This window comes from Bacillus sp. V2I10, from assembly GCF_030817055.1.
GTDB lineage: Bacteria > Bacillota > Bacilli > Bacillales > Bacillaceae > Bacillus_P.
The window spans coordinates 2,054,572-2,069,202 of sequence record NZ_JAUSYV010000001.1 but is presented as its reverse complement, the minus strand read 5'-3'; the positions used below and the strand labels follow the sequence as shown (position 1 = coordinate 2,069,202).

16 protein-coding genes, 1 pseudogene and 1 riboswitch are annotated in these 14,631 nt (G+C 41.2%); of the genes and pseudogenes, 3 read left to right on the top strand and 14 right to left on the bottom strand.

Annotated features, from left to right (window positions below; genetic code table 11):
• Positions 1-100: 100 nt before the first annotated feature.
• The 4 genes from QFZ72_RS10500 to QFZ72_RS10485 all read right to left on the bottom strand — a co-directional run bounded on the left by QFZ72_RS10500 (position 101) and on the right by QFZ72_RS10485 (position 2,466).
• Positions 101-589 (bottom strand): YpuI family protein, encoded by a 489-nt coding sequence (locus tag QFZ72_RS10500; RefSeq protein WP_307432787.1) that lies wholly within the window; start codon positions 587-589, stop codon positions 101-103.
• Positions 590-616: 27 nt separating this feature from the next.
• Complete coding sequence (locus QFZ72_RS10495) at positions 617-1,027, bottom strand: hypothetical protein (RefSeq protein WP_307432785.1); 411 nt, start codon at positions 1,025-1,027, stop codon at positions 617-619.
• A 103-nt stretch (positions 1,028-1,130) separates the two neighbouring features.
• Positions 1,131-1,715 (bottom strand): SMC-Scp complex subunit ScpB, encoded by a 585-nt coding sequence (gene scpB, locus QFZ72_RS10490; RefSeq protein ID WP_307432782.1) that lies wholly within the window; start codon positions 1,713-1,715, stop codon positions 1,131-1,133.
• A gap of 4 nt (positions 1,716-1,719) precedes the next feature.
• The gene (locus QFZ72_RS10485; RefSeq protein ID WP_307432779.1) at positions 1,720-2,466 is read right to left on the bottom strand and encodes a segregation/condensation protein A; all 747 of its coding nucleotides are present in this window, start codon (positions 2,464-2,466) and stop codon (positions 1,720-1,722) included.
• A 201-nt stretch (positions 2,467-2,667) separates the two neighbouring features.
• On the opposite strand from QFZ72_RS10485, the gene QFZ72_RS10480 reads away from it, so the two are divergent.
• Together QFZ72_RS10480 and QFZ72_RS10475 are read left to right on the top strand one after the other, a co-directional pair.
• Positions 2,668-2,769: a YjcZ family sporulation protein gene (locus QFZ72_RS10480; RefSeq protein WP_307432776.1), complete on the top strand. Its 102-nt coding sequence runs from the start codon at positions 2,668-2,670 to the stop codon at positions 2,767-2,769.
• Positions 2,770-2,878: 109 nt separating this feature from the next.
• Entirely contained in the window at positions 2,879-3,409 is a 531-nt protein-coding gene (locus tag QFZ72_RS10475; protein ID WP_307432774.1) for a DUF309 domain-containing protein, read from the top strand.
• Between the two features lie 13 nt (positions 3,410-3,422).
• Here QFZ72_RS10475 and QFZ72_RS10470 read toward each other — a convergent pair whose 3' ends face one another.
• The 7 genes from QFZ72_RS10470 to QFZ72_RS10440 form a co-directional block, all read right to left on the bottom strand.
• Entirely contained in the window at positions 3,423-3,779 is a 357-nt protein-coding gene (locus QFZ72_RS10470) for a GNAT family N-acetyltransferase (protein WP_252201388.1), read from the bottom strand.
• A 190-nt stretch (positions 3,780-3,969) separates the two neighbouring features.
• A complete protein-coding gene (ribH, locus tag QFZ72_RS10465; RefSeq protein ID WP_307432771.1) occupies positions 3,970-4,434 on the bottom strand; it encodes a 6,7-dimethyl-8-ribityllumazine synthase in 465 nt (154 codons plus the stop codon).
• Positions 4,435-4,449: 15 nt separating this feature from the next.
• Positions 4,450-5,646 (bottom strand): bifunctional 3,4-dihydroxy-2-butanone-4-phosphate synthase/GTP cyclohydrolase II, encoded by a 1,197-nt coding sequence (locus QFZ72_RS10460; protein WP_307432768.1) that lies wholly within the window; start codon positions 5,644-5,646, stop codon positions 4,450-4,452.
• Between the two features lie 14 nt (positions 5,647-5,660).
• Positions 5,661-6,305, bottom strand: coding sequence for a riboflavin synthase (ribE, locus tag QFZ72_RS10455; protein WP_307432765.1), 645 nt, complete (start codon positions 6,303-6,305; stop codon positions 5,661-5,663).
• A gap of 6 nt (positions 6,306-6,311) precedes the next feature.
• Complete coding sequence (ribD, locus tag QFZ72_RS10450; protein ID WP_307432763.1) at positions 6,312-7,400, bottom strand: bifunctional diaminohydroxyphosphoribosylaminopyrimidine deaminase/5-amino-6-(5-phosphoribosylamino)uracil reductase RibD; 1,089 nt, start codon at positions 7,398-7,400, stop codon at positions 6,312-6,314.
• A gap of 146 nt (positions 7,401-7,546) precedes the next feature.
• A riboswitch (FMN riboswitch) is annotated at positions 7,547-7,693 on the bottom strand.
• Positions 7,694-8,551: 858 nt separating this feature from the next.
• Positions 8,552-9,139, bottom strand: coding sequence for a nuclease-related domain-containing protein (locus QFZ72_RS10445; protein WP_307432760.1), 588 nt, complete (start codon positions 9,137-9,139; stop codon positions 8,552-8,554).
• Between the two features lie 116 nt (positions 9,140-9,255).
• On the bottom strand, positions 9,256-9,690 hold the full coding sequence (locus QFZ72_RS10440) for a peptidylprolyl isomerase (RefSeq protein WP_223436423.1): 435 nt from the start codon (positions 9,688-9,690) through the stop codon (positions 9,256-9,258).
• Positions 9,691-9,883: 193 nt separating this feature from the next.
• On the opposite strand from QFZ72_RS10440, the gene QFZ72_RS10435 reads away from it, so the two are divergent.
• The gene (locus QFZ72_RS10435; protein ID WP_307432757.1) at positions 9,884-10,765 is read left to right on the top strand and encodes a DUF1002 domain-containing protein; all 882 of its coding nucleotides are present in this window, start codon (positions 9,884-9,886) and stop codon (positions 10,763-10,765) included.
• 360 nt (positions 10,766-11,125) lie between these two features.
• Here QFZ72_RS10435 and lysA read toward each other — a convergent pair whose 3' ends face one another.
• From lysA to spoVAEA, 3 genes and pseudogenes are all read right to left on the bottom strand, one after another.
• Complete coding sequence (gene lysA / locus QFZ72_RS10430; protein ID WP_307432755.1) at positions 11,126-12,448, bottom strand: diaminopimelate decarboxylase; 1,323 nt, start codon at positions 12,446-12,448, stop codon at positions 11,126-11,128.
• Between the two features lie 139 nt (positions 12,449-12,587).
• A pseudogene (locus tag QFZ72_RS10425) lies at positions 12,588-14,064 on the bottom strand (spore germination protein).
• Positions 14,024-14,629 carry a stage V sporulation protein SpoVABEA gene (spoVAEA, locus tag QFZ72_RS10420; protein ID WP_307432752.1) on the bottom strand — a complete coding sequence of 202 codons (606 nt, stop codon included), beginning with the start codon at positions 14,627-14,629 and terminating at the stop codon, positions 14,024-14,026. The pseudogene QFZ72_RS10425 and the gene spoVAEA overlap by 41 nt, the downstream one beginning before the upstream one ends.
• Positions 14,630-14,631 lie beyond the last annotated feature (2 nt).

The following is a 14,631-nucleotide window of genomic DNA, read 5'->3' as shown; positions in this document are numbered from 1 at the left end:
GAACGTTAAATTTGAAAAACAGCGTGCCTAAAACTCCGAAGCAGCCTGAAATGACAATAAAAAAAACAGCTGTCCTGAAAGTACAGAACAGCTGCTTTTATTATTTTGACTGTATCATTTTCGTACGGTAATCTGTCTCGTAGTATTCAAGTTCCTCGCGGATTTCCTGAAAACCGCTTTCGAGAGAGGCAATCATGGCCTTAAGTGTATCCGGAGCAGGGTGGCGGTATTTAATCGCATTTTTGCCTGTATAGGCAGATCTGCTGTCTTCATACCATACATCATTTTTCGGATTATAAAATTCTTCAATGCACTGATGATAGATTTTATAGAGCGCTTTTTCCGCTGCCGGCTTTCTGAATGGCTCATTTTGAAGAACGATGCGGCATGCTTCAAGTCCCTCTTCACAATAAACAGAAAGTCTTCTCAAGTTTCGGAAAAGGTCCTCATAGTACGTTTCATCCCCGGCTGTTTCATCCAAAAATGATGAAATTGTCGATTGATTTAAAAACGTATTCAGCTGCTTGACGACGTTTCCTAAAAATAATTCAACTTGTTCTGTTTGTGCTTTTACGATCATATTTCCCATTAAAACACATCCTTTCAAATTCTTAAGCTATTCTTTATGTATGGGTGTTTTTAGCTTTTGAACAACTTCAGGCAATTTCAGTGTTTGATTCCGGTTGATATCCGGGATCCATTCAATTGCCGCACGAAGGTCAATTCCCTGCAGATACATAAGGAATTCTTCTTCTGTGTTTATATAGAGCCTTTTGCGCTCTATAAGTGCTTCGTTTTGAATGATGCATATCAGCGCCATTACGTCTTTGATGCACAGGTCGGTCCCTTCAAAGAGAAAAGCATTTCGCTCTCTGAATACGTCTTCGAAATACCGCACATACAACACATAAAACGTTTTTTCAGCCTTTTTTGACACAATTGTGACTTCAGAGCGGTTAAAAAAATCTTCGGATGTATTCGGCATCTCTTTTTCTAATTCATACCCTCTGCAGTTTTTTATAATCACATGATTGCACCCCTATGCGTTTTTCATTCAAAAAAAGGAACAAAGATATTCCTTTGTCCCGTTCTCCTCTATTTTATCATAGGTGATGGTGTATTTGTGTAAATTATTTGATTTCTTCAAAAGTTTGATTGAAATTCTCAAAAAAGAGATCGGCCTCTTCATTAAAGGAATCATCATCGTCTTTTTCAGGGAGCGGAGGGAGTTCTTTTATCGTTTTTAATCCGAAGTATTCAAGAAACTCCTTCGTCGTTCCATATAAAATTGCTCTGCCAGTTCCTTCAGCCCGGCCCACCTCTTTCACAAGCACTTTAGAAGCCAGTGTTTGCAGCGGGCGCTCAGATTTTACGCCGCGAATCTCTTCTATTTCAGCTCTTGTAATTGGCTGGCGGTATGCCACAATCGCCAGAATTTCAAGAGCGGCCTGAGATAAAGCCGTGTGATTCGGTGTCTCAACCAGTTTTTTTAAATAATCGGCATGCTGTTTTTTCGTTGTTAACTGAAAAACTCCCGCTACTTCAATCAGTTCGATGCCGCGCTGTTTTTTCTTATAATCATTTTGAAGTTCCTGTATGACTTCAGTAATCGTTCCCACTTCTGTCTCAAGAACGGATGTCAGCTGTTTCATTGACAGCCCTTCATCGCCTGCAGCAAATAGAAGTGCTTCAATGATGGATTTCCATTTTTCCAAGGTTTTATGACCTCCCCAGAATATAAATATCTGAAAAATTTTCTTCTTGTTCAATCATGATGCTGTTTTTTTTCATCAATTCCAAGATGGCAAGAAAAGTGACAACGAGGTGATCTTTTTGATTGGACGGGAAAAGCTCAGTAAATTTTCGTCGCCCTGGATTACGCTTAAATTCGAGAAGAATTTCATCCATTCTCTTTTCAATCGGTATTTCCTGTCTTGCAATTCTTGTCTGCAATGGTTTCTGCAGTTTTTTTCTCCGCATCATCTTTTGAAATGCCCCAAGCATATCGTAGATCGTAACATTCATAGATTCTTTATCAAATACAGGCTCACCGGCAAATTCACTCAAATCGCTCGGCGGTTTTGTATAAACCTGAGAACGTTCTTCCTCCATATGTCTCAAATCATCTGCTGCCTCTTTATACTTCCTGTATTCAATCAGCCTTCTCATCAGTTCATCCCGCGGATCTTCCTCGGGTTCAAATCCGAATTCGTCTTCCACCAGCTCTTCCTCGTGCTTTGGGAGAAGCATTCCGCTTTTAATGGAGAGCAAAGTCGCAGCCATCACTAAATATTCAGAGGCAACATCGAGCTGCAGTTCTTTCATCGTATGTATATAAAGCATATACTGCTCTGTAATTTCAGCTACTGGTATATCGTATATATCAATCTCGAGCGTATTAATTAAATGCAAAAGAAGATCGAGCGGCCCTTCAAATGCGTCAATTTTCACTTTGTACTGCAACATCATCCCACCACTTCATTCTGTACCATTCATTTCGGCTACCCTATAGTATAGAACATTCGGGTTCCAATCTCCAATACTTATTTTCGGGGCGGTGAAAGTCCGCTGATTCAAAAAAAGTCCAGAAATGTGATAAACGCCCAAACAAACACAAGAGCACCCACATATGATACCTATGTAAATGCAAGATACTTAAGGAGGAACATGCAAATGGGAGATAAAGGTTTTGGTTACGGTTCAGGCTTTGCATTAATAGTTGTATTATTTATTTTGCTGATTATTGTCGGAGCTGCTTGGTTATATTAGTTTTCATCCAAAAGGTGCTCTTAGTGAGCACTTTTTGTATTTCATAAAGGGCAAGTCATTTCTTTTATGCTACACTGAATTTACATAAGCTTAGATAGAAGGTGATTTTTTGTATCCGAAGCCATATATAGTGTACCTTGTTCATTTTCATGGAGACCGTGATTACTTTGAATGCCATGAAGTGCTTGAAGAATATTGGAAAGAAGATCCCCTAGGGCATAGAAAGATACACTGGGTTGGTCTTATCCAAATAGCGGTGGGCCTTTATCATCACAGGAGAAGCAACTGGAAGGGCGCTCACAGAATGATATCAAATGCCCTCGCTATATTGGAGGAAGAAAAAGAAGCACTGCTCTCCCTTGGATTAAATCCTGAGAAAACGGCAGAACTTTTAAGAAAAAGAAGCAAAGACATCGAAAATAAACGCCCATACGAAAGTATCAATCTGCCGCTGGAAGACAGCGATCTTCTTACTACATGCATTGAATACTGCGAAAACCATCAGCTGCAATGGGGACATCCAAGCGACTTATCAAATGATTTCCTTATTCATAAGCATTCGCTGCGGGACCGGAGCGATGTAATTGCGGAACGAAAGAGCAGCCTGATCCGCAAACAGCAAAAAACAGATGAAGCATGAGCTTCATCTGTTTTTAATCGCAATCCAGTTCCGTGCATTTTTCAAAAAATGCTTTCGTATGTTCGTCTGGGATAACTGTTTTTGCCTTGTACTGTTCTTTTAATGCCGTCACCATTTTCTTGCCGATTCCCTGATGACGATGAGAAGGGTTTACACTTACATGCTGAATCTTCACGTGATCATCATCCTCGAACACTACTCCGATTGTTCCAATGATATCTTCGTCTTTCCATAGAAACAGCTGCCATTTCTCATCTGTTTCATATTGTTTCATCGTCTGCTGCAAATGTTTTAAATCTTTTTCATTTGGCATAAAAGACAGAAGACCCATTGCAATTTTTTCAAAGCTTTTTTTATAGCGAATTAACATATGAACCCCTCATTAACGAAATAACCTTCCGATTAGAGAAAGCAAAAACAATAAACTTGCGCCTATCATGATGTAAAATAAAATTCTTTCCTGATTTCTTCCCTTATCCTTTTGATCATGATTCATGAAGAATCACTCCTCAGAACATTATAAACAGTTTTTCCCGCATTTTAAACACTTTTACCTAAAATTAATTCATTGTACGCATTAAATTCGCCATTTCAATCGCTGCAACCGCTGCTTCATAGCCTTTATTCCCAGCTTTAGTTCCCGCTCTTTCAATGGCCTGTTCAATTGATTCGGTTGTCAAAACTCCGAAGATAACCGGTACTCCTGTGCTCATTGAAGCTTGAGAAACTCCCTTTGCTGCTTCATTGCAGACATAATCATAGTGGGTTGTAGAACCTCTAATGACAGTTCCAAGGGTTATAACTGCATCATATTTATTTGAAGAAGCCATTTTTTTGGCAACCAGCGGAATCTCAAATGCTCCAGGCACCCATGCAAGCTCTACATTCTCATCTTCTACTCCGTGGCGTTTTAGAGCGTCAACTGCTCCGCTTAATAGCTTGCTTGTAATAAACTCATTGAATCTTCCTACGATGATCGCTACTTTCAATCCTGATCCGACTAAATTTCCTTCATATGTTTTCATGTTTAGTTCCTCCGATTATAAGTTTAGTAAGTGTCCAAGTTTTCCCTGTTTCGTTTTCATATAGCCTTCATTTTCTTTTTTGGGAGGCATTTGAATAGGTACGCGGTCTACTACAGTGAGCCCGTATCCTTCTAGTCCTGCTATTTTTCTCGGATTGTTTGTCAGCAGTTTCATTTTTGAAACGCCAAGATCTCTTAAGATTTGAGCACCAATTCCATACTCCCTTAAATCGTCTGCAAATCCAAGCTTGTAATTGGCTTCTACTGTATCATATCCTTCTTCTTGCAATGCATAGGCCTTCATTTTATTAAGCAGGCCGATTCCCCTGCCTTCTTGTCTCATGTATAAGAGGATGCCGCTGCCAGCTTCCTCGATCTGAGACAGCGCTGCATGCAGCTGCGGACCGCAGTCGCACCGGTTCGATCCAAATACATCTCCAGTCAGACATTCAGAGTGAACACGGACAAGCGTCGGCTGATCCTCTGAAACTTCCCCTTTCACAAGGGCAATATGTTCTTTCCCGTCCAATATATTTGAATATCCGACTGCTCTGAACATGCCGAATTCAGTAGGGAGTTTGATGTCAGCTTCTCTTTTCACAAGAGCATCTGACATATTGCGGTAATGGATCAAGTCCTTGATTGTAATCATTTTCAAATCAAGCTCTTTTGCAATGTCAATTAGATCAGGAACCCGCGCCATCTCGCCATCTTCTTTAATAATTTCACAAATGACTCCGACTGGGCTTGCTCCGCAGAGTTTAGCCAGATCGACCGCTGCCTCTGTATGCCCTGCTCTTCTTAAAACTCCGCCCTCTTTTGCAATAAGGGGGAAAATATGACCAGGTCTTTTAAAATCAAGCGGCTCTGCATCTTCTTTTAAAATGGCTTTAATGGTTTCTGATCTTTCAGAAGCACTGATTCCTGTTTTGGTTGTTTTGTAATCAATGCTGATCGTAAAAGCAGTGCCATGCGGATCTGTATTGTCATTTACCATAGGGTGAAAATTAAATTTCTCAGCATATTCCTCTGTCAGCGGAACACAAACCAGTCCTCTGCCATGCTTAATCATGAAGTTAATAACCTCTGGCGTAGCATAATCAGCCAGCGCAATAAAATCACCTTCATTTTCTCGGTCTTCATCATCTACTACAATGACTGTTTTTCCAAGTTTTAAATCGTCTAACGCTTCTTTAATGGAATGAAATGTCATGGTGATCCCCCATTCTAATAAAAACCATTTTCTTTTAGAAAGTCCGTTGTTAAAGATGAAGATGCCGGATTTGACTGCATCACAAACTTTTGGACATATTTCCCGAGCATATCGCATTCGATATTTACGGTATCCCCTGTCTTTTTGCCTCCGAGAACTGTTTCAGACAATGTGTGGGGAATAATCGAGACTGTTACTTTTTCATCCTCTAAACCAAATATGGTTAAGCTGATGCCGTCAATCGCTATAGAGCCCTTCATTACCAGGGATGAAGTCATTTCTTTACTGACCTTGATCTCACAGTAGACCGCATTGGCTGAAGGCTTTTTGCGGATGATGGTTCCAGTGCCGTCGACATGACCTGTTACAAAATGGCCTCCGAAGCGTCCATTGGCGGACATCGCCCTCTCCAGGTTGACGGATGAACCAGGCTTAAGAGAATTCAGGGAAGTGGCTTTTACAGTTTCAGGCATTACATCCACAGTAAACGATTTAGAAGTGAAAGCTGTAACTGTTAAGCAAACGCCATTTACGGAAATACTGTCTCCAAGATTCACATCTTCCGTAATTTTCTCAGCATGAATTGTCATCTCAATTGCTGCATCTGTTCCTTGCATATTCGCGATTGTGCCGATTTCCTCAATGATTCCGGTAAACATTCCATATCACCCCTCTTTTTTAACACAGACTATTTTGAGATCATCACCGAGGATCTCAGTTTGTTTTATTTTTAAACGAATCGCCTCATTTATACCGCTGAATCCTGCGCCGCCAACTGCAGGAGGGGCCTCTTTTCCGCCGATGAGCATGGGGGCAGCATAGCTCACCACTTCATTGAATAACCCGCTTTTTATAAAACTTCCATGAACGGCAGCACCGCCTTCAACGAACAGCGATGTAATGTTTTTTTCTCCCAGCAGGAGAAGCAGATTGCCTATTTCAATAGCCGGCGTATTCATTTGAATGATAACGGCTTTTTTCTTCTGAAAAGATGCTATTTTTCCAGGAGAAACCCCGCTGCCTGTGATGATCCAGGTTTCCGATAGACCATCATTGACCACAGCTGCAGTTTCAGGTGTTCTCAGATGCGTATCCAAAACAATTCTGACAGGCTGCTTTTTCGGGTTTTCAAGTCGGCAAGTCAGAAATGGATCATCTTTTATTACCGTTTCTACGCCGGCTAAAATTGCATCATGAAGTTCCCGGTATTTGTGAACATCAAGTCTTGCCTCTTCACCTGTGATCCATTTGCTTTCACCTGTGACAGTCGCCGTTTTCCCATCTAGACTGCTCGCCCATTTTAATGTTACAAAAGGACGTCTTGTTTGAATAAAATGAAAAAACACCTTATTCAGCGCTTCTGCTTCGCTCTTTAAAACACCTGAAACCACTTCGATTCCAGCAGCTTGAAGTTTCTTAATCCCTCTTCCTGCAACAAGCGGATTCGGGTCTACCGCTGCAATAACCACTCTTCTCACCTTTGAAGAAATAAGAAGATCAGCGCATGGAGGTGTTTTTCCATGGTGACTGCAAGGCTCGAGCGTAACATAGACTGTTGAATCCTCAGCTTCAGCTCCTGCCATCCTAATGGCATGAACTTCTGCATGAGGTTCTCCCGCTTTTAAATGTGCGCCCATTCCAAGAATTTGACCATTCTTCACAACCACCGCACCTACAAGCGGATTCGGACTTGTTTGTCCTGAACCCTGTTCTGCGAGCTGAAGTGCCACTTTCATATAATCCTGATCTTCCAATGCGCCGCCTCCCTTTAAAGTAAAAATAAAAAGCCCGAGGTAATAAATACCTGGGGCTTTGTAAGGGATTTCAGTCACATATGCATGCCAAACAAGAGTACTATTCTTCTGTTTTTCCAGAAAAATAATACCCATACGTTCACATTGTGTTCCTTCTCCCATCCAGACTATACTGTCGGCTCTAGATTTTCACTAGATCCACCGCTTGCAGTTCATGCAAGTCGGGTCACGGACTTAAAAGCTTCTGCTTTATCACCGCCGGTTGGGAATTTCACCCTGCCCCGAAGGATTTCAATGAATTATGAAGTTTTCCTTTCTATATATCTTATCGGGATTAGACGAAGAATGCAATCATTTAATCTCTGAGTTATCAGGTAGGAAAAGACGTGCTGGTGCCGTGATTTGATTTGATCGGGAGAAAGGTATCTTGGAGTTATCAGATATCCCAAGTAGCAAATTGAGGCACTTGATTTGGCAATTGCGCTATTCCAGGTACATAAAACTGAAAATTGGGGTACTCGATTAGGCAAATACGCTATTCCAGGTACCCAAAACTGAAAATTGGAGGACTCGATTTGGCAAAGACGCTATTCCAGGCACCCAAAACTGAAAATTGCGGCACTCGATTCAGGAAAATCGCTATTCCAGGTACCCAAAACTGAAAATTGCGGCACTCGATTCAGGAAAAACGCTATCCCAGGTACCCAAAACTGAAAATTGCGGCACTCGATTCAGGAAAATCGCTATCCCAGGTACCCAAAACTGAAAATTAGGGCACTCGATTCAGGAAAAACGCTATTCCAAGTACCCAACACAGCTCATAATGCATTATCTAATATCTTTAAAATAAGAAAATTTCCCATGCCCTACTTTTTCAAAATGATCATACAGTATCTTCCGTATCGTTCTTTTCGTTTTAATGAGTTTGCACCATTCTTGGATTTGATCAGCCGTTTTCCTCTCTGGAAAAAGGAGTTTAAATTCTTGAATGCTGCGTAAGATTGCAGGCAGATATTCTTCGGTATATTTACAGTTTGCACAAATAAAAACAGATTTATTAAACGAATGATACAGTGATTGACACCTCCTGCAAACAACTCCCTTCCCAACCTCATCATACCGATATTTTGGCAAGCGCGAGTAAGGAGACTCTACCGCATGAAGTGCCAAAAGCTTCTCCGCAGCTTCGAGTGAACCCCTTTTAATGAACCTGTTTTTCGATTTAATTTCTCTGCAAAACGATTTAATTGGGAGGGAAAAACGATTGGATGTCCAGACGGAGCTTGATAGAGGTGAAATTCAGGGTTAACAAATACAAGATAGGCTTCGATGGAAAAAGAGAAGTTGTTTTCCTGCAGCAATCTCCTGAACAGAGATTCGTTTCTTTTCAGCTGCAGCAGAGGATTTTTGATTTCGAGCTTTGAAGATGAATACCATTTATCATTTTCAAGATAAAAGTCACCTTCATAGTTTTTCACTTCAAACAGGTAGATTGTGTGAGTTGTAAGAAACAAGGAATCAATTTGATAAAATGTATTGTTTTTTTCAAACAAAAGATCGTTCAAAATGATTCCTTCCCCGGCATTCGCCAAAAGCCAGTCATCAAACCACTTCTCACCTTCACAGTCTTTCACAAGGTACATATAGTGATTTTTTTCTTTTGCAGCCAGATCCATTCGGGAATTTAAACATCTGTAAATCATTAGTTCCAGCGGTTGGGAACGACTCTTCCTCTTCAATTAATCACCTCCTTTATCTAATCTTATATCAGACAAAAATATTCAACGAATACCTAAAATCTGATTTTCAAAACAATCAAAAAGCTGCCCCCTAAAGGACAGCTTTAAAACCATGCTTATTCTTCCCAGACTTTAACTTCTTTCATGACATCGCCTTGCTTGATTTTATAAATATTGTCCATGCCTTCAATCACTTGACCGAAAACAGTGTGAACGCCATTTAAATGCGGTTGAGGCTCGTGAACGATGAAGAACTGGCTGCCGCCTGTGTCTTTTCCTGCATGAGCCATTGATAATGCTCCTGCTACGTGTTTATGAGGGTTTCCTGCTGTTTCACATTTAATAGAGTAGCCAGGTCCGCCTGCGCCTGTGCCCGTTGGATCTCCGCCTTGTGCAACAAAACCTGGAATAACACGGTGGAAGTTTACTCCGTTGTAAAAACCTTCGTTTGCAAGCTTCTCAAAGTTTTCAACAGTTTTTGGCGCTGCCTCAGGATAAAATTCGATCACTAATTGATCGCCATTTTCCATTGTAATTTGACCTTTTTTCATATGTATGAAACCTCCTGCTTCTTTTTTTCGTCTAATAGACTGAACGTTATTCATTCTACTATAATACGTTCAAGAAAGCCAAGCAGATCGTCTGCCGCCGCAGCAAGAAGATACCGCAGCCATAAAACTCTGTCGCCAATCAGAAAAAAATACTATAATGAAGGTTGCTGTCATGAACTAAGGAGGTCTTTTTTTGAAAAAGTTATTGGTTTCTATAATGGCGTTTGCATTATTTGCTTTCCCGACTATCGGGCTTGCTGATGCAGCTGCCGGTGATAAAATTATCACACTCGGAAAGAACTTAACAGAAGAGCAGAAGCAGTCCATGCTTGGTGAGATGGGTGCTGATGACAATTCACAGGTTATTGAAGTGACGAATGAAGAGGAACATAAATATTTAGGCAATTACATTCCTAAAGCCCAGATTGGAACGAAGGCTATTTCATCATCAGCTATTACGATCGAAAAAAGCGGATCTGGCCTTGAAGTAAATACAAAAAACATTAATTGGGTAACAGACGAAATGTACTTGAATGCCCTTATGACAGCTGGAGTAAAGGATGCAACGATTCAGGTTACCGCTCCTTTTGAAGTATCAGGAACTGCGGCTCTGACCGGATTATTAAAAGCGTACGAAGTTACTTCTGATGAAGCCATTCCAGAAGAAGTAAAACAGGTGGCAAACGAAGAGCTTGTCAAAACAGCAGAGCTTGGCGATAAAGTCGGCGAAGAAAATGCAAGTGCATTAATGGCGAAAATAAAAGAAGAAATTGCAAATAACGGCGTGCCAGAAACAGATGCGGAATTCCGCGAATTAATTGAAAAAGCGGCAAGCGACCTTGGCATCACTCTATCAGAAGAAGAAATTAACAGTCTCGTTGCATTGTTTAACAAAATGAAAGATGTGAACGTTGACTGGAATCAAGTGGGACAGCAGCTTGATAAAGCAAAAGACAAGATTTCAAACTTTATAGATTCAGAGGAAGGACAAAACTTCCTTGATCAGCTGAAGGAATTCTTCATCGCCCTCTGGGATGCGATCATTTCCATTTTCAGCAATAAAGATAATGCATAATATGTAAAAAAGACGAGCTGCTTAGAAATCGTCTCAGGCTGTCGACAAAGTCGGCAGCTATTTTTTTGCACCTGGACGTGAAAAAAATTCCACACGCTAAAAAAATCTACAAAAAGGCGAAAATAATTCAAAAAAATGCTATAAAAAGAAGAATTTTCGCTAATAAAAGCGGGAACTACGCTAGAAAAGGAAAAAAAAACGGCCGCAGTAAAAATATGCATTACCATAAAAGTTTCCTCGACGAAAAAAGGCTGCGTCTGATTCAGAAGCAGCCTTTCTAAGTAATTTATCTGTATTGCATATGAAGACAAAAATGTTTACGGCGAAAAGCTTTGCCAGATCCGCCTTAAATGGTCTTTTTTAGCTCTGTGTTACTTTCGATTTTAACGGCAGATCCAGCGCAACTAAATCCTGATACGTTTCTCTTTTAATCACAAGCTGTTCCTCTCCATTTTCCGCAAAAACAACCGGAGGACGCGGAATTCGATTGTAATTATTCGACATGGAGTAGCCGTATGCTCCTGTACAGAATACAGCAAGCAGATCGTCAGGATTTGCCTTTGGAAGCGGCAGATCCCAAATCAGCATATCTCCGCTTTCACAGCATTTTCCTGCAATTGAAACAGACTCATCATTTTTATCATTCATGCGGTTTGCAAGGGCCGCTTCATATTTTGCCTGATAAAGAGCAGGGCGGATATTGTCGCTCATTCCGCCATCGACTGAAACATACTTGCGGATATTTGGAACTTCTTTCTCAGAGCCTATGGAATAAATGGTTGTTCCTGCATCGCCTACAAGTGAACGCCCCGGTTCAATCCAGATTTCCGGCATCTGAATGCCGCTTTCAGCCACGTGGCCTTTTATACTTTTAACGATTTTTTCAACATAATAAGTAGCAGGCAGCGGTTCATCCTCTTCTGTGTAGCGGATGCCGAATCCTCCGCCTAAATTCACTACTTTCGGTTCATATTGGAAGGTCTCCCTCCAAAAACCGACTTTAGTGAAGATTTTTTCTGCAGCAAGGACAAAACCGGTTGCATCGAAAATCTGCGATCCAATATGGCAATGGTAGCCGAGCATGTTAAATGCAGATGATGAAAGGACATTTTCCATCGCACGTTCTACTTGTCCGTTTTGCAGATCAAAACCGAATTTCGAATCCTCTTGACCTGTTGTTATATAGTCATGAGTGTGCGCTTCAACTCCAGGAGTAACCCTGAGAAGAATCGGCACAACTGTGTTTTCTTGTGCAGCAAGTTCTTTCAGCAGCTCAATTTCGTGAAAATTATCAACAACAATACAGCCGATTTTAAGCTTGATCGCCATTTCTAATTCTTCTTTGCTCTTATTATTGCCGTGAAAGTGAATTCTTTCAGTTGGGAAACCTGCTGTGACAGCTGTATAAAGCTCTCCTCCTGAAACAACATCCAGTGATAAGCCCTCTTCTTCAACCAGCTGAAACATAGCAACGGATGAGAAGGCTTTGCTTGCATATGCAACCTGCGCCTTCACTCCGAGCTTTTCAAATGTATTCTTAAAGCTTCTCGCACGGTCGCGAATAAGCGCAACATCATAGATGTACAGGGGTGTTCCATATTTCGATGCCAGTTCGGCCGCATCGACTCCGCCAATTTCAAGGTGATTCCTCTCGTTAACTTTACTGGTTCCATGTAAGAACAATTTAACATTCCCTCTTTCTTCTCCGGTAAAAAGGACAAAAAGACAGTCGCTGAACTATAGCTTTTAACAACTGTCCATTTATTCGTTTCCTTGAGGTAAATTAAACTTACAATATCATAAAAGCCATACACTTTCAATCTTACTTAGGCTGTTTTCTTACATTTTGAGGATGGACAATACTGGGTCTGATTTTCGCTCCCGGAACAGACGTGCGAATGAGTATCTGCCAAAATGCTTTTGGATTAAATGGAAAGGAATGGCCATAGGTATGGCGTATTCAGCGACCGTATGTTTGTCAGGAACAAAAAGATGACGGTGGCACCAATGACAAATCCCTCTGCCTTGAAAAAGGCTACTAAAATCAGGAGGAAAAGCCGCAGCATCTTATTGGCGATGCTGAGCTCATAGCTTGGAGTAGCAAACGTGCCAATTGCAGCAATGGCCACATAAAGAATAACTTCCGGTACAAAGAGCCCTACATCAATCGCAATTTGTCCAATCAATGCTGCTGCAATTAATCCCATTGCAATAGACAGGGCGCTTGGTGTATGAATGGCTGCCATCCTTAAAAATTCGATCCCAATGTCAGCCATGAATATCTGAACGACAATCGGAATATTCTTTTGCTCATTCGGACCGATATACGCAATGTTTTCAGGCAGCAGCGATGGCTGAAGCACATACATAAACCACATTGGAACGATAAAGATAGAACTAAGGATCCCAAGGAAACGAACCCATCTTAAAAAAGTTCCTATTGCCGGCGCCTGACGGTACTCTTCTGCATGCTGAACGTGATGAAAGTAGGTTGTGGGTGTAATAATGACACTTGGTGATGTATCCACCATTATTAATACATGCCCTTCTAATAAATGATTGGCTGCTACATCTGCCCGCTCTGTGTACCTGACAAGAGGAAATGGATTATATCCCTGTTTTACCAAAAATTCTTCCACCGTCTTGTCGGCCATGGTCAGACCGTCAATTTTAATCGTTTCGAGCTCTTTTTTAATAACCTCGATCAGATTCGGATCTGCAACATCTTCTATGTAGCAAAGACAGATATCTGTTTTTGAACGCTCACCGACCTTCATCATCGAATGCCTTAAGCGTTCATCTCTGATTCTTCTTCGAATCAGGGCTGTATTTACAATGATATTTTCTACAAATCCGTCTCTGGATCCGCGGACAACTTTTTCGGTATCTGGTTCCTCAGGATTTCTGCCGGGATAGCTCCTTACATCAACAACCAGCCCGTAATCGTACCCTTCTATCATAAAGACGATAAGGCCAGACAGCACTTGATCAACGGCTTCATCAATCGTTTTGATTCTCTCTACCTGCGAATTTATCAAGCGGTTTTCGATAATTTCATTTACTTTAAACTGTTCATGCTCATCGTCTTTAGTTTCAACAAGTTCTTTTAAAAGCTGAGTAATATTGGCACCATCACACAGCCCATTTACATAATAAAGATGCACTGCTATGTTCATGACTATAATTTTACGTACCCCAATATCAAAACTCTGGTTCAGTCCTACATGGTCCTTAAAGTAATTCTCATTTACTACGAGCTTAGGAGAGATTGGTGTCTTTTGTTTCACGTTTTCGCTCATCTGCCATGCCGCTCCTTTCAAGAATCAGTTCTACCGCCTTCATTGTTATCGGTGATCCATGATCCACACTGTCTTTACGGGCCATCTTGCCAATGTCGCCAATCCCTACAATAATAGGAACATCAAGTGTATCAAGACAATAAACCGTATCTCCGGTCATTTTTCCAACTTCGTATTCACGGATGCCGCTCTTATCTACTCCATATTCGGATATAAGGCCTTCTCTATCGATAGAAACATCAATATTCGTCCACTCTGAGCCATGTGTCTTTGCGGCAACCGCAATGACCCCAAGCACCTCGATTTGCGGATGCTTTGCCACATATAAAAGCGCTCTTTCACCAGGCCCCTCTTCTAATAAGCCGCAATCATCGAACATGACAAAAACGGGATCATAAGGTGTTTTTATAATTAACTTCACAATCTCAGGTCCTGTCAAAAAAGTCGGATTTCCTTTAGATTGGGAAATGCACCTTCCGCCAACCTGCTTTGCAGCATAGGCAATCGCTTTGGCTGCATAAACATCCCCATCTGTTACCAATATGACCCTTCTCGTTTCTGTCATAG

Excerpts from the sequence above, each read along its gene's own strand:
- QFZ72_RS10500 (WP_307432787.1), bottom strand. The coding sequence starts at position 589 with ATGGGAAATATGATCGTAAAAGCACAAACAGAACAAGTTGAATTATTT.
- QFZ72_RS10485 (WP_307432779.1), bottom strand. The coding sequence starts at position 2,466 with ATGTTGCAGTACAAAGTGAAAATTGACGCATTTGAAGGGCCGCTCGAT.
- QFZ72_RS10480 (WP_307432776.1), top strand. The coding sequence starts at position 2,668 with ATGCAAATGGGAGATAAAGGTTTTGGTTACGGTTCAGGCTTTGCATTA.
- QFZ72_RS10470 (WP_252201388.1), bottom strand. The coding sequence starts at position 3,779 with ATGTTAATTCGCTATAAAAAAAGCTTTGAAAAAATTGCAATGGGTCTT.
- ribH (WP_307432771.1), bottom strand. The coding sequence starts at position 4,434 with ATGAAAACATATGAAGGAAATTTAGTCGGATCAGGATTGAAAGTAGCG.
- QFZ72_RS10460 (WP_307432768.1), bottom strand. The coding sequence starts at position 5,646 with ATGACATTTCATTCCATTAAAGAAGCGTTAGACGATTTAAAACTTGGA.
- ribE (WP_307432765.1), bottom strand. The coding sequence starts at position 6,305 with ATGTTTACCGGAATCATTGAGGAAATCGGCACAATCGCGAATATGCAA.
- QFZ72_RS10440 (WP_223436423.1), bottom strand. The coding sequence starts at position 9,690 with ATGAAAAAAGGTCAAATTACAATGGAAAATGGCGATCAATTAGTGATC.
- spoVAEA (WP_307432752.1), bottom strand. The coding sequence starts at position 14,629 with ATGACAGAAACGAGAAGGGTCATATTGGTAACAGATGGGGATGTTTAT.